Annotated in this window: 18 protein-coding genes; 14 read left to right on the top strand and 4 right to left on the bottom strand. The window is 42.9% G+C overall.

What is annotated here, in order from left to right:
• Positions 1-82 precede the first annotated feature (82 nt).
• Both ACTWQL_RS07355 and ACTWQL_RS07350 read left to right on the top strand, forming a co-directional pair.
• Positions 83-211 carry an FbpB family small basic protein gene (locus ACTWQL_RS07355; protein WP_261133724.1) on the top strand — a complete coding sequence of 43 codons (129 nt, stop codon included), beginning with the start codon at positions 83-85 and terminating at the stop codon, positions 209-211.
• A 500-nt stretch (positions 212-711) separates the two neighbouring features.
• The gene (locus ACTWQL_RS07350) at positions 712-852 is read left to right on the top strand and encodes an acid-soluble spore protein N (RefSeq protein ID WP_443141803.1); all 141 of its coding nucleotides are present in this window, start codon (positions 712-714) and stop codon (positions 850-852) included.
• Here ACTWQL_RS07350 and ACTWQL_RS07345 read toward each other — a convergent pair.
• Positions 831-1,004, bottom strand: a complete 174-nt coding sequence (locus tag ACTWQL_RS07345; RefSeq protein ID WP_443141802.1) for a hypothetical protein — start codon at positions 1,002-1,004, stop codon at positions 831-833. The genes ACTWQL_RS07350 and ACTWQL_RS07345 overlap by 22 nt on opposite strands.
• 356 nt (positions 1,005-1,360) lie before the next feature.
• Here ACTWQL_RS07345 and ACTWQL_RS07340 point away from each other — a divergent pair, with 356 nt between their 5' ends.
• The 4 genes from ACTWQL_RS07340 to ACTWQL_RS07325 all read left to right on the top strand — a co-directional run bounded on the left by ACTWQL_RS07340 (position 1,361) and on the right by ACTWQL_RS07325 (position 5,151).
• Complete coding sequence (locus tag ACTWQL_RS07340) at positions 1,361-1,903, top strand: hypothetical protein (protein WP_443141801.1); 543 nt, start codon at positions 1,361-1,363, stop codon at positions 1,901-1,903.
• A 126-nt stretch (positions 1,904-2,029) separates the two neighbouring features.
• The gene (locus tag ACTWQL_RS07335) at positions 2,030-4,369 is read left to right on the top strand and encodes an AAA family ATPase (RefSeq protein WP_443141800.1); all 2,340 of its coding nucleotides are present in this window, start codon (positions 2,030-2,032) and stop codon (positions 4,367-4,369) included.
• A gap of 11 nt (positions 4,370-4,380) precedes the next feature.
• Complete coding sequence (locus ACTWQL_RS07330) at positions 4,381-4,812, top strand: acyl-CoA thioesterase (RefSeq protein ID WP_443141799.1); 432 nt, start codon at positions 4,381-4,383, stop codon at positions 4,810-4,812.
• Between the two features lie 30 nt (positions 4,813-4,842).
• Positions 4,843-5,151 carry a hypothetical protein gene (locus tag ACTWQL_RS07325; RefSeq protein WP_443141798.1) on the top strand — a complete coding sequence of 103 codons (309 nt, stop codon included), beginning with the start codon at positions 4,843-4,845 and terminating at the stop codon, positions 5,149-5,151.
• 16 nt (positions 5,152-5,167) lie between these two features.
• Here ACTWQL_RS07325 and ACTWQL_RS07320 read toward each other — a convergent pair whose 3' ends face one another.
• On the bottom strand, positions 5,168-5,464 hold the full coding sequence (locus ACTWQL_RS07320) for a HesB/YadR/YfhF family protein (RefSeq protein ID WP_443141797.1): 297 nt from the start codon (positions 5,462-5,464) through the stop codon (positions 5,168-5,170).
• Between the two features lie 273 nt (positions 5,465-5,737).
• Here ACTWQL_RS07320 and ACTWQL_RS07315 point away from each other — a divergent pair, with 273 nt between their 5' ends.
• Together ACTWQL_RS07315 and ACTWQL_RS07310 are read left to right on the top strand one after the other, a co-directional pair.
• Positions 5,738-6,625, top strand: a complete 888-nt coding sequence (locus ACTWQL_RS07315; RefSeq protein ID WP_443141796.1) for a GDSL-type esterase/lipase family protein — start codon at positions 5,738-5,740, stop codon at positions 6,623-6,625.
• Positions 6,626-6,812: 187 nt separating this feature from the next.
• A complete protein-coding gene (locus tag ACTWQL_RS07310) occupies positions 6,813-6,935 on the top strand; it encodes a hypothetical protein (RefSeq protein WP_443141795.1) in 123 nt (40 codons plus the stop codon).
• 29 nt (positions 6,936-6,964) lie between these two features.
• Here ACTWQL_RS07310 and ACTWQL_RS07305 read toward each other — a convergent pair whose 3' ends face one another.
• Positions 6,965-8,371 carry a Na+/H+ antiporter NhaC family protein gene (locus tag ACTWQL_RS07305; RefSeq protein ID WP_443141794.1) on the bottom strand — a complete coding sequence of 469 codons (1,407 nt, stop codon included), beginning with the start codon at positions 8,369-8,371 and terminating at the stop codon, positions 6,965-6,967.
• 117 nt (positions 8,372-8,488) lie between these two features.
• Here ACTWQL_RS07305 and dat point away from each other — a divergent pair, with 117 nt between their 5' ends.
• The 4 genes from dat (at position 8,489) to ACTWQL_RS07285 (ending at position 12,505) form a co-directional block, all read left to right on the top strand.
• Positions 8,489-9,340 (top strand): D-amino-acid transaminase, encoded by an 852-nt coding sequence (dat, locus tag ACTWQL_RS07300; protein ID WP_443141793.1) that lies wholly within the window; start codon positions 8,489-8,491, stop codon positions 9,338-9,340.
• A gap of 572 nt (positions 9,341-9,912) precedes the next feature.
• Positions 9,913-11,418: a DEAD/DEAH box helicase gene (locus ACTWQL_RS07295; RefSeq protein ID WP_443141792.1), complete on the top strand. Its 1,506-nt coding sequence runs from the start codon at positions 9,913-9,915 to the stop codon at positions 11,416-11,418.
• Positions 11,419-11,446: 28 nt separating this feature from the next.
• A complete protein-coding gene (locus ACTWQL_RS07290) occupies positions 11,447-11,935 on the top strand; it encodes a metallophosphoesterase family protein (protein WP_443141791.1) in 489 nt (162 codons plus the stop codon).
• A gap of 24 nt (positions 11,936-11,959) precedes the next feature.
• Entirely contained in the window at positions 11,960-12,505 is a 546-nt protein-coding gene (locus ACTWQL_RS07285) for a GNAT family N-acetyltransferase (protein WP_443141790.1), read from the top strand.
• A 468-nt stretch (positions 12,506-12,973) separates the two neighbouring features.
• Here ACTWQL_RS07285 and ACTWQL_RS07280 read toward each other — a convergent pair whose 3' ends face one another.
• Positions 12,974-14,572 carry a Na+/H+ antiporter gene (locus tag ACTWQL_RS07280; protein ID WP_443141789.1) on the bottom strand — a complete coding sequence of 533 codons (1,599 nt, stop codon included), beginning with the start codon at positions 14,570-14,572 and terminating at the stop codon, positions 12,974-12,976.
• A 90-nt stretch (positions 14,573-14,662) separates the two neighbouring features.
• On the opposite strand from ACTWQL_RS07280, the gene ACTWQL_RS07275 reads away from it, so the two are divergent.
• Complete coding sequence (locus tag ACTWQL_RS07275; protein ID WP_443141788.1) at positions 14,663-18,361, top strand: dynamin family protein; 3,699 nt, start codon at positions 14,663-14,665, stop codon at positions 18,359-18,361.
• The gene (locus ACTWQL_RS07270) at positions 18,351-18,536 is read left to right on the top strand and encodes a hypothetical protein (protein WP_443141787.1); all 186 of its coding nucleotides are present in this window, start codon (positions 18,351-18,353) and stop codon (positions 18,534-18,536) included. Before ACTWQL_RS07275 ends, ACTWQL_RS07270 begins: the two co-directional genes overlap by 11 nt.

The raw sequence follows: 18,536 nt of genomic DNA, 5'->3' as shown, positions 1-18,536 counted from the left end.
AAAAACTTTCAGATAATTTGAATAAACCTGAAAGGATCTGGAAATAAATGTACTATTGATTTTTGTGCGAGGAGGATCCGGGATGCGTAAAAGCAACAAACAGACGTTCAAAGAACTGGTCAACGCGAACAAACAAGAGCTTCTGAAAGACCAGGAAGCAATGGAACGCCTTGAAATCAAACTTGAAAACAGACACTTGAAAAATGGATGAAAGTAGGAAACGGTCCTACTTTTTTTCTTTTGTATTTAGCTATTTATATTGTTGAGTTTTGATTAAGTTCGATTGAAGCGAAATTTACGACACTTCTGCGGGAAAAGCGAGCCAGACGAGACCCCGCTTGCAGTTAACGGACACCAGAGCCGTTATTTGTGAACAAAACGGCTGATTTTCTATGATATTTACTAAATAAGGTCTCTGGTGTCCGTTAAGTTTGTAAAATTCCATTATTTTGGTCAAATAAGGTCTCCTGTGTCCGTTAACAGGTAAGTGCAACTTGGTTTCAGCGAGGATAGTGTACGGGAAGCGGTTTGGTTAGAGACTCCTCGTCAGTTTTCCAGTGACCTACGTAACCAGGAGGGTCGCTTCCGCTTGAAGTTGCCTGCGAAAGGAAATGAAATTCGCGAAAACAAAAAGGTATCTAAGTTTACTTTATTTACAAGCAATTTTCCCAGTTGAATTGGGAAGGATAGTAAGGAAGGGAGGCTGGATCGATGAGCAATCCGAAACGTCATCCTAAAGACTTCGTGCCGAATCATATCGGAACACAGCCGCGACAAGCTGGTGGCAATAAAGGTAAACAAATGAGCAACAAATCGAATGAACAACCTGATTATACTCCTCCAAAAGGTTGAAGTATGTGACCCCGCGTCGCATGCTTTTTTAATTTTGGTTCTTTTCTAAAAGATTGTTGCTTTTGAGTTATTTTTAAAAAATTACTTTGTGCAAGTTGATTGAAGAGCAAGGTGCGAGACTCCTGCGGGATCAGCGGGACAGGTGAGACCATTCAATTTCGCAAGGCGACGAGTGGGCTCACCGCACGCCCCGCGGAAAGCGAGCATCCTGGAGCGGAAATCAACGACTTTCAAGAACAACAAAGTTTGCGAAAACAGCCTTTATTTTTGAATGTTTTTTAAGGTGGTTAATATGAATGCTGATTCTATATTTCTTAATTATTAGCAACAGAAGGGTGTGCTCCGGCGAAAAACGGCTACTTGGCCAATTCCGATTATTTATCAACCAAACGACATGCATCGACACGATACAACTGAGTTACACCTGTCAACTACCCACCACTTTTTAAATAAAACGCCAAAAAATGTCGAAAAAGCCGACGCTAAAAACCTTGCGATTACGAAACTTATGTTGAACGAATGGGGAGGAGTGGAAGTAATGACAGTCCAGGCAATAATACAACCACTAGATGTATCACGAAATAAAGAAGACAAAGATCCGTTTTACCGTAAACTTGAAATACATATGCAACGGTTAGGACACCTCATCCCTTTTAAAGAACAGCTTAATTGGGAGTCACCGATTTCAACCATCGATTTAGGTGATATGCAGACCTTGCAGAATTTCAGGAAAAAAACCGCAAAGAATGATGGGGTCCTGTTACTTTATGCGAAACTCACGAAAGGGACGATCTATCAGCACATCATCTTACATCCGAATAATACAGGGATTTATCTTCCGTTCAGATTTGAAAATCCATTTTATATCCCGATCGGTGATAAGAAAATATGGATCGGTTCATCCGTTCGGCTCTTAGAAGAACTCGGCTGGTTGGAACTTTCGATGATGGAAGAGACAGATGAATCCATCGTAAATTACTGGAACAACTTAAACGAAGCATGCGAACTTTCAGTTGAAAACACGACACCGATCATGTTGCAAACATCATAAAAATAGCCAAAAAGCTGTCACTACACGTGATGGCTTTTTCAATTCGACAAAAGTGCGAAGTCGGAAGAACCCATGGTCTATATGATATAATGGGTAGTATTGGTATGTAGCAGGTGGTGAATGAAAATGAATGCGAACCGAAATGAAATGGATGATATTATAAAACAAATACATGAGATTCAGACTAGTAAAACGTTTTCTCCGAACGCTGAAATCGACCTGTTGAAAAAGCTGCAGACCGTCGAAAAGCGTCATGCGGAATCTGCCACAGATGATATGGCCCAGCTGATCGGTCAATTGAATGCATTGATCGTAAAAGTGAGGCTGGAGCGGACAGGCGTGGTTGATGAAGCGATGAAACAGCGGATTGAACAGGCGGAAGCAAATGCTGGCGAAGACTGGCTCGTCCATGAAATGATTTCTAAGGCCTCGTCAATCGAGCTTCAGGAATGGATTGAAGCGATCCATTTTCCGCGTATCCGTGAGACGGACAATGTGCCGGCAAAGCGAAAAGCTGCCGATGATTCCATCGACATGGCGAAAAGCGTTCAGAAAAAAGAGGATCGAATCAAAAATTTGATCGATAAAAGCATCCTTGCTGCCAATGTGCTAGGTGACAGGGAAAAAATAAAATCAGCCAAGCAAAAACAAACTGACGTGGAGGATCTATTTGAGGCATTGGATCGGCTCATCCTTGTCTCAGAGGAGTATCGTTCCTCATTATCAGGATCATTCCATCCTTCTGCTCTTCAAAATGAGATGAAACAGCTCATCAATCAAATCGAAACGACTCAAGAAAAATGGCTTGAAGAGAATACAGCGGAGAATAACCACAGTACGGCTCTTATGAAGCTGAATGAAATGATTGGAATGGAAGAAGTGAAGGAGCGGGTGTACAAGCTTTATCGTTTTTTGCAATTTCAAAAGAGCCGCCAGAAGCAAGGCTTTCACATGAAGGATGAGCTCAGCTTGGACATGGTGCTTACAGGCCAGCCTGGTACAGGAAAGACGACAATCGCGCGCTTGCTCGCAAAACTGTATTTTGACCTTGGGATGCTGCCGAAGAGTGAAGTGGTCGAGGTAGACAGATCACAGCTAGTTGGAGCTTATGTCGGACAAACAGAAGAGAATACGTTAAAAGTCATCCAGCGTGCCCTGGGTGGCGTCTTGTTCATTGATGAAGCCTACAGCCTCAAACGTGAAGGAGCATCTGGAAACGACTACGGTCAAACGGCAATCGATACACTCGTATCTGCGATGACAAGCGGTGAGTACGCTGGAAAGTTCGCGGTCATTTTAGCAGGTTATCCTGAAGAAATGAGGCAGTTTCTTCATTCAAACCCTGGCTTGCAGAGCCGTTTTCCAGACAGCAATCATATTTACCTGCCGGATTACAGCAACGAGGAATTGTTAAAAATCGCTGAGAAAGTCGCTTTTGAGAACGATTATACGTTCACGCATGAAGCACTTATCCGCATGGAGGAAAAGATCGAACATGCACGCGTCGACGATACGTTTGGAAATGCGAGGACGGTCAGAGATCTGGTGCTGGATGTGATTTTTCAAAAAGGTGCAAGTATATCTTCAGACTCTGAGGCAACAGTAGAGGATTTCACACAGATTCAAAAAAAAGATGTCAAAATCGATATCCCATCTTTTTACCAGGATCCGGATGAGCAGCTTTCAGAGCTCGTCGGTCTTGATAAAATCAAACAGGAAATGAAAACATTAAGTTCATTTATCGAAGTGCAGCAGAAACGCAGGGAGTTGGAACTGCCAGGTGTACCGATCCAGCTTCATTCAGTGTTTGTTGGAAATCCTGGAACAGGGAAGACCACTGTAGCTTCGATCTACGCGAACCTTTTAAAGAAAAAAGGCTTTCTGAAGAGGGGACATCTTGTTGTTGCTGGACGTTCTGATCTTGTTGCAGGCTACACCGGCCAAACGGCTCTCAAAACGAAAAAGAAAGTACGCGAGGCGTTAGGCGGCGTCCTATTCATCGATGAAGCCTATTCCTTGTTCAGTGGCCAGGGGATGGATTTCGGTAAAGAAGCGATCAACACACTAGTTGAAGAGATGACGAAGCATAATGAAAATCTGGTCGTCGTATTAGCTGGATATCCAAAAGAAACCGAAAAGTTACTCAACAGTAATCCCGGTCTTTCTTCCCGGTTCAAAAAGTTCTTCCATTTCGAGGATTACAGCATAGAAGAATTGATTGAGATCATGAGGCGCCACTCTGAGAAATACAGCTATACGTGGGATAAGCAAGCTGTACCGTTTTTACGTGAGCAATTGCCGCAACTGAAGATCGGCGGGAACGGAAGATTTGCAACGGATTTCATTGACAACACAATCCAGCACCATGCAGATAGGATCATGAACACAGAACAAGAAACAGATGAAACGATATTGACAGTTTTAGCGAAAGAAGATTTCGAAACGGCGATAACAGAATATAAATAGGGGGAACGACGATGGTACAATCTAAGACGGAAATCGAAGTGAGATATGCAGAAACCGATCAGATGGGTGTCGTTCATCATGCCACCTATCTCGTATGGTTCGAGGTTGGCAGAACCCAATTTATCAAGGATCTAGGTTTCAGTTACGCACAGATGGAAGCAGACGGATTTCTAGCTCCGGTCACGGACATCTCCATCTCGTATAAGAGACCGTTCAAATATGGTGAAAAAGCTGATATCCGGACCTGGCTCAAGCATTATAATGGGATCCGATCAATTTATGGTTATGAAATCTATAACGAATCTGATAAATTGTGTATTTCTGGAACATCGACCCATGTCCTTGTCAATAAGGAAACGTTCAAACCGATCAGAATGGAAAAAGTGCTGCCTGATTGGCATGAAGCTTATCAAAAAGCATCAGATACTTCGAGGAAAGAGTAATCGATAGATTAGAGGAGCTGGAATTCTGTCATGGCTTTTGGGATCGACCGAAAAGAACTGCAAACGTGGAAAGAAAATGCGAGGAAAGAGGAAATTGCCTTTCTGACCCATTATTGGATTGATGAGCGGTTCCCCGACTGTGATACGGTTACGAAGGTTGCGTGCTGCAATGTTGAAAAGTTAATCGCATGGGGAAGACGATACGGATTACAACCAGAGTGGATCGATCATCACGCCGATTTTCCCCATTACGATCTTTTCGGAGACAGACAACTAAGAATATTGAAAGCAGAAAATCAACTCGATCAGATCAAGCGATTTAAGCTTTGGGAATCATAAATAATTCAGGAACCTGCTATTCTTGTTCGGTATAGTCATAAGAAATTTCATCGTATTTCCTGCTGTATTTGATTTTAAGATCATGATCTTTGAAGTACCAGAGGTCTTTATTTTCAATGAAAAAGGTAATGCCGTCAGATTCGAAGGTTTCTCCGGCTTCTACCGGTTCTTCTTTGGAAATTCCGAGCGAATAGCCGGACTGGACGGTGCTGCAACCTCCGACTCTGGCAAAGAAACGGACATTGTCGCCTTCTGAAAGGTCAAGTTCCTTTATAAACCATTGGACGGCAGGTTGTGTAATGGTAAATTCCATGACGATTCCTCCTGTTATTAAGCGATTTCGATTGCAAATGATCGTTTTTCTACCTTATCAACGGTTTAAAACCTTTGCAAATGGTTTGCAATTTTTGTCGATTTGTATAGTAAACTAGGTTATATGGGTATATACCCCATATACTAATAATGTAAAATAAAAGTAGCAGATGGATGCGTATAGTTTAGGCAATATTATTTCTGTCCCGTTAAGATGGAATTGATTTAACACGCTTACTTTAGATATAAAACTGTTTCGTATAGAGGGGATAACATGAAAAAACAACAATTGATATTGTTCATCCTCATACCACTGGTCATCGTATTCGGTGTGATCTTATTTTTGAATAAAGATAATCCGAAGACCACTCCAGTACTGAACCCTTCAATTGAGGAGGAGTTTCCGAGAGAAGATGAACAGGTAACGGAGGATCCTCCTTCAGAAGATGAGGATAAAAAAGATGAAAAGCCTAAGGATGATCAAAAGGAAACGGATGAGCCAGTGGACGAAACGGTCATCGAAGACGTCCATATTGTTGCGCTTGGGGATTCATTGACAAAGGGATCCGGCGATAAGACGAAAGAAGGATACATCCAACCAGTCGCCAGGTACATCCAGGAAAATTCTGATGATTTGGTCAGCCTGAAGAATTTTGGAATCCATGGTCTTCCGAGTGATAAGCTTGCAGCTAAAATGGATGAAGAAGAAGTCCAAGACCATATCAGAGAAGCGGACCATGTCTTCATTACAATCGGTGGGAACGATATCCTCAACATCGTCGAATATAATTTTTTCAGCCTCAATATGGATTTGTTCGAAACAGGACAGCAAAGGTACAGGAAGAATCTATTTGTGATTGTTCAGACAATCCGTACACTGAATCCTAACGCCAATATTTATTTAGTAAGCATGTTCAATCCATTCCACAACTTCTTTCAGGATATTAAAGAGGTTGACGGTGTAATCAATGACTGGAATTCAACGGCTAAAACAGTCGCAGAAATTAATGATAATACATTATATGTTCCGATCGATGACCTCTTTATAGAAGAAGGCAGTGAGAAGCTTTTCGCCAACGATAAACTTCATCCGAATCAAGAAGGATATTTGAAGATGGCTGATAGAATCGAAAATTACATCCAGCTTGAGGATGAAGGATAAAATAAGGCAGTTTTCGTAAACTTTGTTGCTCTTGAAAGTCGTTGATTTCCGCTCCAGATGCTCGCTTTCCGCGGGGCGTGCGGTGAGCCCACTCGTCGCATTGCGACCTCAGGAGTCTCCTTTTCAAGGAAGCATTTGTGCTCCTACGTCTACAAGAAAGTCCTGTCGAAGCGAGCTTCCTCGTCGCATGCCTTGCGAGGAGATTATTCAGGTAGTAGGCACGCTGATCCCGCAGGAGTCTCGCACCTTGCTCTCCAATCAACTTGCACAAGTTGTTTTTTTAAAATACTCAAAAGCAACAATCCTTTAGAAAAGAGCCTAAAAGAAAGAAACCTCACATTAAAGGATAAATGTAATTCCAGTATAACAGGCAGCTGAGATTGCGACAGCGATCAAGGCTGCCTTCAATTTGAAACGGGCATATTCCATGACTTGAAGACCCAGGATACGGCTTAGGGTATTCACATCATCACTTAATGGAGAAGCGAACGCTCCGAATGTTCCGCTTGCGAAAACGGCTCCAATGACTAGTGGTAAAGATACACCTGAAATCGCAGCCATCGATATGCCAAGAGGCATCAATATCCCCCATGTTCCCCAGGCAGAACCTATGAAATACGAAACAGCACTCCCAAAAAGAAATAAAATTGGAGGGACTAGGATTGAAGGGATCCAGCCTGCGTGATCGGTGATGAAGGTCGAAAATCCTAAATCTTCCGTAACAGAAGCCAATCCCCAGATGACGGATAATAACAAGATGACTGACATCAAATTATTTCCGCCGAAAACGAAGCTTTCAATAAGCATTTTTAGTTCAAATTTTTGAAAAAGGAAGAAAAAGATCGTCAGGAAAGTCGTAATGAGCAGTGCGATGACCATTGCGTCCAACACGTTCGCTTTGATGAATGCTTTGAAAAAGCCAAATCCTTTCTGATGGCCGTCCCACCATGTTAAAATTAATGTCAAACCGATTACGGCAATCAAAGGAAGCAACAAGTTCCATGGTTTTGATGGCAAATCGAGTGATACAGCAGGATCACAGTTGTGCCAATCGTCCTCTTCCGAACCATTTTCGTTCGGTTGTTGTTGAGCACCGTCTGAGGAATGGTGAAAAAAGCTCAGATAAATCCCCACAAGGAAGATCGCAATGGCGAAGAAGTTGAAAGGTATACTTTGGATGAACAGACTGTAAGGGTCGCCTTTCAAATTCTGGTTGTGAAGTCCAAGTTCAACGACAGAAACCATGTACCCGACAAAAGCTGTCGCAATCGGAATAAGGACGATGATTGGCGTAGTCGTCGTTTCGATGACAAATCCCAATTCTTTTTTTGTCATATCCACTCGTTTCAATAACGCACGCATGATCGGTCCGATGGTGACGAAACGGAAACTGGGTGCACTGAATGTTCCGATCGTTGATACATATGTTAGAAGTATAGCTTCCTTTTTTGTATCAACTCGTTCAGAGGCAGCTTCGACAAAACCTTTGATTCCGCCAGCAACTTTGATCATACCGACAAGTCCGGAGAAGACATAAAGAAATACGATGATTTTGATGTTATTTTTGTCTACCAATGCGGTCACCAGGTATTGGAGCATTGTTTCGACACCACCGATCGGAGCAGGGTTGATCAAATAAGCTCCTGCAATCAATCCAATCAGGATGCCTGGAAGCACTTGTTTTGTTATCATAGCGATCGGGATTACCAATAAGAAAGGGATAATCGACAGCCAATTTCCATCCATGGGATCACCTTTATCTATATTTTGGGCTTTACATCTTTTTTACACGAACTCATTTGTCACTTTGTATAGCTTGTGATTCGAAAAAAATATTATACCGAGGAAAGCGGAGGAGAACTCATGATATTAGTTCAGGATCAATTGAAGGACCAATCAGAAGTAAGTATCGATATCGAGGATAGAGGGTATCAATTTGGTGATGGCGTATATGAAGTTGTTCGGATTTACAATGGGCAGTATTTCGGCATGGATGAGCATTTGGAGCGCCTTGAACGTAGTGCGAAAGAGATCCAGATGACACTTCCATATCCGATCGAGCTGTTAAAAACACGTTTAGAAAAATTAGCAGAGGCTAATGATATAAATGACGGACACGTTTATTTACAAATCACCAGAGGAGTGGCGGAACGGACACACCAATTTCCAGCAGAGCCAGCACCTTTCCTTGTTGCTTATGCTAGGAAATCTCCACGGCCGCTGAATAAGATGAGAGAAGGAATCACAGCAATCACGACTGAAGATATTCGGTGGCTGAGATGTGATATCAAAAGCTTGAATCTTCTTGGTAATGTCCTCGGCAAACAAAAAGCGATGGATGCAAAGTGTGATGAATCAATATTCATACGCAGCAATGATGTCGTTACGGAAGGCAGTTCGACAAACGTATATATCGTCAAGGGTGGTGAAATTTTCACGCACCCAGCAAACAACTTCATTTTGAATGGTATCACGAGAAAGGTTGTACTCGAACTTGCTGAAGAAGCGGGTATTACAGTACATGAAAAAACCTTCAATAAACAAGAATTGATGGATGCAGAAGAAGTCATCATTTCAAGTACGACGATGGAAGTGACGCCAGTCATCTCAATTGACAGTAGGCAAATGGGCACCGGTGTACCTGGAAAAGTGGCACGTACATTGCAAGAAAAATTCAATGAACGAATCACTAAATTGCAAAGTGTGAAAAATTGATTCCTTGCAATTCGGATACGTCCATGATAAATTTAATTCTGGATTAAAAAACCGGCAGCTCATATTTATTTTGTAAAGAGATGAGGCACTTCCGGCATTTCACGGGAGTGCTTTTAAATGTTCGATAATGAATTTCTTAAACGAGTTCAGGCGTCAAAGGTAAATTCATGAAAAGGAATTGGCTTTCTTTACACGATTTGAAAGCAGGGCACTTTCAACAACAATATTAGCCGAAGGGATGGGGCTGTTCCGATAGAGAAGTGGCAGACACAAATGGAACAATCCCCGAGGACATCCTGCAAGGGCTGGTCAAAAAAAAAAATACGGACCAAGCTCAATCTATTTTAAGGCACTGTTAGTTAAAACACCTTGATTAATACTTGAAAGTAATTTTAAAAAATTTCTGTTAAATGATAATGTTGATTCGTTCAGATCGTTTTCTGAGCGAAATTGAGGAATAAATCATTTAAGAGTATAACTCTCTTTGCCAATGAAGTATGATTTTGAGCAAGGAGCCGGAAATCAATATTCAATGCTAACGTTGCCTTCTATCTAAAAAGGAGTTAGATGAATTGACAACATTTAAAGATTTAGGAATTGAAACACGTACGTTAAAAGCGATCAACGACATGGGATTCGAAGAACCAACTTCCATCCAACGAGATGCGATTCCAGTAGCCCTCGAAGGAAAAGACTTGATCGGGCAAGCACAAACTGGAACCGGTAAGACAGCAGCATTTGGAATTCCGATGATTGAAAAGATCGAGAAGGAACAAACAGGCGTTCAAGCGTTGATCGTGACACCGACACGCGAACTTGCGATCCAGGTTGCTGAGGAATTGAACAAAATTGGTCAGCACAAGCGGATCCGCACACTTCCAATCTATGGAGGACAGCATATCGGCTTCCAGATCAAAGCATTGAAGAAACGCCCGCAAATCCTCGTTGGAACACCAGGACGTCTATTGGATCACTTGAACCGTAAGACAATCCGTCTTGGCGAATTGAACACAGTTGTTCTTGATGAAGCGGACGAAATGCTGAACATGGGATTCATCGACGATATCAAAGAGATTCTCGGTCAAATTCCAGAAGAACATCAAACGATGCTCTTCTCCGCAACGATGCCGAAAGCGATCAAAACGCTTGCTGATCAGTTCATGAAGCAAGACCGTGTTATCGTACAGGTGAAAGCAAGTGAAATGACAGTAACGAAAATCGATCAACGATATGTAAAAGTCCATGAAAAAGAAAAGTTCGATGTGCTTTGCCGTCTGTTGGACATTCAAGCCCCAGAACTTGCAATCATTTTCGGACGTACGAAAAAGCGTGTCGATGAAGTAACAGATGCTCTTATTAAAAGGGGTTACTCAGCTGACGGAATCCATGGTGACCTGTCGCAACAAAAACGTGACCGTGTCATGAAGAAGTTCCGTTCGAACCGCATCGATATTCTCGTTGCTACAGACGTTGCGGCACGTGGAATCGACATCAGTGGTGTATCCCATGTATACAACTTCGATATTCCTCAAGATCCGGAAAGCTATGTCCACCGTATCGGACGTACTGGCCGTGCTGGAAAAGAAGGAATGGCGATCACATTCATGACTTCGCGTGAATTCGATCACTTGAAAACGATCGAACAGATCACAAAGAAACGCATGGAACAATTGTCGATCCCGACGACTGATGACGCAATGGAAGGTCAGCAACGATTCGCAGCTGAGCAATTAACCAATGCAATCAATAATGAAGACCTCTCATCTTATTATGCAGTTGCTGATGAATTGCTTGAAAAGTACGATGCACGTGAACTTGTAGCTTCTGCATTGAAGGTTTCTACAAAAGAACCAGACAAAACACCAGTAGACATCACGCCAATCAAGCCGTTGGACACGAAGAAGAAATCGTCCAATCGCCGTCCATATCAGCAAGGCAAAGGAAAAGGCGGCCGTCCATATAATCGTGGTGGTAATCGTTCTGGCGGTGGAAATCGTCACGTCGGTGGCGGCGGACGTTCAAACAGTAACCGTCAAAACCGTTCCCATCGATCTCAACGTCAACGAATAAATAAATAAGTCATTTAAGACAGGAAGTGATTGTTCGATGAAAATCCTCCTGATTAGTGATACGCATTTAAAAACTTCTGGGAAGAGCTTTCCAGAAGTTTTTCTTTCTGAATTGGAGAAAGCGGATCTCATTATTCATGCTGGAGATTTCATTCGTGAAAGCATTTACGAAGAGTTGTTGGCGTATGCTCCAGTCAAAGCGGTATATGGGAATGTCGATTCCGAAAGCCTATGTAAACGACTTCCGGTTAATGATATCTTTACGATCGGCGAAGTCACGATCGGACTCACCCATGGTCATCTCGGGAAAGGAAAAAGCACTCCGGAACGAGCATTAAGGACTTTTGATAGAGAACAACCAGACATTATCATATTCGGGCACTCCCACATCCCTTATCATGAGGTGGTAGATGGGGTGGTCCTCTACAATCCTGGGTCAGTGACAGCCAAACGGTTCCAAAAACAGTATTCTTATGGATGGCTAACGATTAATGAGACCTACAAGATTGAGACACACTACTTTTAACGAATTAATTGGGAGGAAATCGGTGTGTCACTCAAACATGAACCCCATATATACAGCTTTCAAGCTAAAAACGGGTCAGAAGTCGTCATCAGACCAGCATTGAAACAAGATGCCGAACATATCATTATGGCTGCGGAATTTATTGTACAAAGCCGGGAATATATACAGAAGGAGAAAACCCGCAGTCTGTCAGAAGAAACAGCTTTTATTGAAAAAGTGGAGAATGAAGGACATTTGTATGCGGTAGTTGAAGTGGATGGAACCATTCATGGCATCGCCCGTGTATTGCGGGGAGATCTAAAGATGAAGCGGCACTGCGGGGTATTCAGAACGTGGATTTCAGAAGATGTGCAAGGGATTGGGATCGGGAAGAAAATCATGAAGTATACCCTTGATTGGTGTGAAAAAGAAGGTCTCCATAAGCTGTGGCTGACGGTCTTTTCGAGCAACCCGGTCGCACATCAACTATATGAACGTTACGGATTTGTCATTGAAGGAACACAAAAGGATCAGATTTGTATAAACGGTGAATATGAAGATGAAATCTATATGGCGTATTTTTTTAGATAGACTCTGGTAGTTTTTATTGCACTTAAAGAAAGTATAAAATACCTTTTTCAAGGTTATAGCTTGGATTTTTGATAGTAACGGACAGGAGAGCCGTTATCTGTGACGAAAACGCTACTTTCGAGATTCTAACGGACACCAGAGACGCTATTTGTTAAAAAGTAGATTATTTTTGATGATTTTGGAGCAAATAAAGGCCCCTGTGTCCGTTAGTATTACGAATGATTCATCTTCCTCAAAAAAGGGGCTTAAATTGAATAAGTCCATATAAAGAAAAAGACTTAGAGAAAATTCCTCTAAGTCTTTTGTGGTTTTTGTGTGTACATTTAAAGAAAGTATAAATACTTTATTCAATATAAGCGCACAAGCTGGTGGCTTCGGAAGCAATACACCGCACGAAGGAAAAGCGATTGCTTTTTCGAGGAACTAAGGCTCAGCCTGCGCTAAGGCTTGGCAAAGCCCAAGTTTTCTTTACTTTTCTTCTTTTTCTTCACGGTGCAATGCGACACGTTCACCCATTTCTTCGCGTTCCAGCAGGTCACGGACGAAGCGTTTTTCCTCCTTAGTGACTTCATCAGAGATGATATGACGATTTTCCAGGATTTCGAGAGCTTCATGTTCAGCATATAAGGCTTCACGAATTGCTCGGGCTGTAGATTCCTGGCGAAGCTCAGGTTCACGTGCATATAGTATTTCAAGATCATCATTCAATTCTTTCAACTGATCGTCATACTGGTTTGAAAGACGAGCGAATACGATCGGTGATAAGGTTCCTTCCTCAGCCATCGCCTCTAATCGTTTACGTCCGGAATGATAACGGTAAATCCTGCTCTGAATCCGATCATACTCCAACTGTTCATCTTTGGTCGTTTTTTCACCTAACAAACCGACGAGCGGTTTAATCGTCAATCCTTGAACGATAAGGGAGAAGAAGACGACACCGAAAGCGAGCATCAAGATTTCTTCACGGTATGGAAAATCGATCGGCAGGCTTAGGGCAAGTGCTAACGAAAGCGATCCTTTCAAACCACCCCAATTGAAAATATGCTTCCAATGATTTGGCAGCGATCGGACAAAGCTGACTGTCGAATAGACAGCGATGCTCCTAGCAAGCAAAACGATGCCGATCGCGATCAACACTTGCAGCCAATTGACTGTGTCAATGATCCTCGTGATTTCTAGTCCGACAAGTAAAAATACGAGCGAGTTCGCTACCAGTGAAGCAACATCCCAGAACGTGCGGATGCTCAAGCTGGTTGTAGGGCTCATTCCCACCCGCTTTCCGAAGTTTCCGTAGATGATGCCACCTATGACAACGGCGATCACACCGGATACATGGAATGCCTCTGCGACGAAAAATGATCCATAGAACAAAAGCATCGAAAAGATGATTTCCAACGGGTAATCATCATAGAGAGAACCGAGACGGGAGAAGAAATAGCCAAACGCCCCACCAACGAGCAGTCCTCCGATCACAACTTTGAAAAATTCGCCCAGTGCAAGCGTGATGCCAGCAGCCCCAGCGTCGAGAATCAGGTCATATTGATAGGCTGCGATTGTGAACAAGACGACTGCAAGGCCGTCATTGACGAGGCTTTCACCTTCCATGACGGTCGATAATCGGTGGTTCACACCCATCGACTTGAAAATAGATAGGACACTGATTGGATCTGTAGGTGCCATCAGCGCAGCAAAAACGAGTGCCGCCTGGATGGACAAGCCTAGGAAGAATGCGGTCATCCAGCCTGCTGTCACAAAAGTGATCAATGTACCGGCAACTGCGAGAACGAGGATCGGCATTTTATTTTCCCGTAAATGTGCAAAAGGCAGATTCAATGTCGCTTCTCCTAAAAGGGTGGGGAGAAAGATCGAAATGATCGCGAATCTGAAAATCTCGTCTTCAGCAAAAAAATGCTTCAATTCCTCGAGTCCTTCATAAGGTAAAACCCCGATGATCGCACCAATGATTACGAGCGCGATCGGATACGGCTTGTTAAGTTTTTTCGCAATTGCGGTAATTCCTGCCGCAATTGCCAACAATAATAGAATAAGTTCAAAATGTGTTTCCATATGTACTCCTCTCTGAAAAATTCCAGTCGGATGATATGAGCGTGTCTTATGTAGTATTCCATCGACCTCATCATCTATTATATCGAAAAGATGAACACATATCTTAAGAGACGCACAGATGTTTCAAAATGTGATAAAGTAGAGATAAAACCACGTGAATCAGGTGTAAACATGACTATGAATATACAAAATGGAAAAACCCATTGGGTCGATCGATTCTACCGGCTCAATACGTATCTTGAATATAATGAATCAGAACCTTCTCTTTTACATAAGGTGAAGGAGCTAACGTATAAATCATCACAAAACGAATTGACCATCGCTTTTTGCGGGCATTTTTCAGCCGGTAAATCAAGCATGATCAATCGGTTGATAGGGGAAGATCTCCTTCCTTCATCCCCGATACCAACCAGTGCGAATATCGTCGCAATCAAGGATGGAGAGCCTCGTGTCCTCTTAACAGATCAACAGGGGAAAAAGGTTTCCTATCCTGGTGAACTCGATATCGCCCAGGTCAAGAAAGCATCGAAAAACGGCGAGGACGTCAAGACGATTGAAATTTTCAAGCATCATCCTTTTTTAGAGGATGAAACCGTCGTAATGGACACACCTGGGATTGATTCTGTCGATGATGCTCACAGGGTTTCGACGGAATCCATGCTGCACATGGCGGATGTCATCGTGTATGTGATGGATTACAATCATGTGCAATCAGAACTCAACTTTAATTTTACGAAAGAGATGCAGGAATTGGGTAAAAAAGTCTATCTTGTCATCAATCAGATCGATAAACATAGTGAAGAGGAACTTTCCTTCGATGACTATCGTGAACAGACAATGAACGCATTCAAACAGTGGGGCGTCTACGCAAGCGGCACTTATTTTACGACGCTTAAAAATGACGATCATGCACACAACCAGCTGGCAGAGTTGCAGGATGAATTGAAAGAAATTAAAGCGAATAAACAGAAATTCATCCACCAAACGTTGGATCATATGTCAGCTAAATTGACTGAGGATTATTTGGAAAAGAAATATCCGGATCGCTCTGAAGAGGATTCAACCCTTGAAGGTCATCAGGAAGAAATGGCCGCATTGATAGAAAGAAAAGAACAAGTTGAAGCGCAAAAGGATCAGGTGGAGAAAGTGTTCACCGATCATTTGAAAAAACTGATCGATAATGCACGGATTGCCCCTTATGAAGTCCGCGAGCTTGGTCGTGAGGTTTTGGAAGCGATGAAAGAAGATTTCAAGACTGGCTTCTTGTTCGCTCGGAAAAAGACGGAAGAAGAACGTGCAGCACGTATAGAACGGTATGTCGAAGCGGTCAATGAAAAAGTCACTGCTGAATTGGAATGGCATATAAAAGAAGAACTCCAAAAACAAATCAAACAGTTAAACGTGCATGATCCTGTTTTGGAAAACGAAATACACGAAATCGAACATCGATTTACTGTAGATGACGTCGAGCGACTGCAGCAAAGAGGCGCTACGTTCAATGAAGCCTATGTACTCCAATACAATCGCGATGTTGAAGATGACTTGAAAAAAAGATACAGACGAACAGCGGTTCAAATTTTCCAGGCGATAAAATCAGCGTATGCAAACGAACACATCAAGCCCGAGATGAAAGAGATTAAGGCAAAACTAGCTGATTTGACGGAACAACACACGCAAGCGGAAAAAGCCTATGAACGTCAGCAAGCCTTTAAGCAGGAGCATAAGGAATTGAACGAAATGCTACACTCAGATGAACACGTACCTGAGGCTACGCTCTGGTCTGATCAAGTGAAGCAGTCTTTCAACCTTCAAGGGGATATTGGCACTTGGACGAAGGTCGAAGAACAGAAGGCACAGGCCAAATTACCGGCAGAAGATCGAATTGAAGAGAATGCTGCTCAATATTCCAAATCACAAGTGCAGGAAGCGGCAGATCATTTAGACAAGGCCGTCGAACTGTTATCCAGTTGGGACTCGCTACGTGATTTGACAAGCCGGATGAAGGGTCGTTCCGAAAAAATTAAAAACCAGCAGTATACAGTCGCCTTGTTCGGGGCATTCAGCGCAGGTAAATCCTCCTTTGCCAACGCCTGGTTAAAGGATCAAGTCCTCCCTGTTTCACCGAACCCGACGACAGCGACGATCAATAAAATTTTACCGGTGACAGAAGAATACCCGCATGGCACCGTCAAAATCGAAATGAAATCTTCTGAGGTTCTGGTAGAAGAGCTGAGGCATTCCATACATCGTTTTGATGAAACCTGTGGATCAATCGAGGAGGCGCTGGAAACGATCAATAGGATCACCACTGAAAAACCTGATCCTCATTATAATTTTTTGAAAGCGGTAGAAAAGGGTTATGCGGTGATGGAAGAGTATCTTGGCAGCGATCAGATCATAGCACATGATAATTTTGCATCGTTCGTGGCTCAAGAGGAAAAGGCTTGTTTTACAGAGTCCGTCGAGCTTTACTATGATTGTGAACTGACGCGGCAAGGGATTACCCTCGTTGATACGCCAGGGGCTGATTCCATCAATGCCCGCCACACGTCAGTTGCCTTCGATTACATCAAAAATGCCGATGCGATCGTATTCGTCACTTATTACAACCATGCTTTTTCAAAGGCTGACCGTGATTTCCTCATCCAATTAGGAAGGGTTAAGGACACGTTCTCTATGGATAAGATGTACTTTGTCATCAACGCCGCGGATTTGGCGAAAGACGAGGATGAACGTGAAGCAGTCGTCGATTATGTAACGGACCAACTCGTCGACTATGGAATCCGGTTTCCGCGCATGTACGCGTTATCCAGTAAACAAGCATTGCTGGAGCGTAAAGAAGACGCTGAAGGTGAACAATCGAGTTTTGCCTGCTTTGAAAACGAATTCGAAACAGCAACGATCAGGGAACGGGATGAAGTATCCGTCAATCAAGCGAATGAACTGATGAAAGCAGGTTTGAACCGTCTGACGGAATGGATCGAGCATGCCCAATCTGATGAAGAACATCAAGAACGGGAAAAGAAGCGGCTAGAAAGTGAAAAAACAGATACCGTTGACTATATCAACACGTATTCACTTTCTCCTTTTAAAAAATCAGTGGTCCAAGAGACGAAGGAACTGTTGCATTACGTCGTTCAACGGTTGATGCTGACATTCAATGACGAATACAAGGTTGCTTTCAATCCGTCAGTTCTGACAAAAGACATGAAGCCGAACCAGCTGAAAAAATGTCTTGATGAATTGTTGGAATCGATGCTGTTCCAGCTTTCTCAAGAACTGAGAGCAACAACATTGCGTATTGAAAAACATTTTAACCATCAACGTGATCGTTTCCATGAAATGATTGAGAATCATGTATCCGAGCGGAGCTCATGCCAGCTGCTGAAATCAGAGGAAATGACGATCGATACGCCGTCGATTGAACCGGAATGGCCAGGTGAAGCGTATGCCGAGCTGGAACCCTTATTGAAAAAGTTCAAAAATCCAAAGCAATTTTTTGAAGGGAACGGGAGAGAAGTCCTGCGCCAGGAACTCTCTGAAAAAGTCCAGCCGTTGTTGCAAGCGATCGTCCAAACCTACACGGAGCAATTCAGTGCATTTTATAGGGAAGGTCTTGAAAAAGAAATGAATGACATGAAGCAACAATTCATCGAAGAAATCGATCAATATTATGCTGGTATCCTTGAAGCATTCGCCTCGAAGGAGCAGCTGGATGAGTTGATCGAAACGCGACGTGACCTAACGGACATCATGAACCGTGGCATTGAGGCAAAACATGAAGGATAGCCGTTTCCATTGCTGTGCGACCTGTACCCATTTTGAGGTTCAAAAAGGCGATGACGGAGTCCGATACTTCTGTATCAGGCTAGGATATGAAACGAAACCCGATTACCGCTTCAACTGTTGGACACCGAAAGAGAACGTCCAAAAGTTGATGGAAAAAGAAAAGAAGAAACAGTAG

The sequence above is a fragment of the Pseudalkalibacillus sp. R45 genome (assembly GCF_052246725.1).
Classification (GTDB): Bacteria; Bacillota; Bacilli; order Bacillales; family Fictibacillaceae; genus Pseudalkalibacillus.
This window is presented reverse-complemented; position numbering and strand designations above follow the sequence as displayed.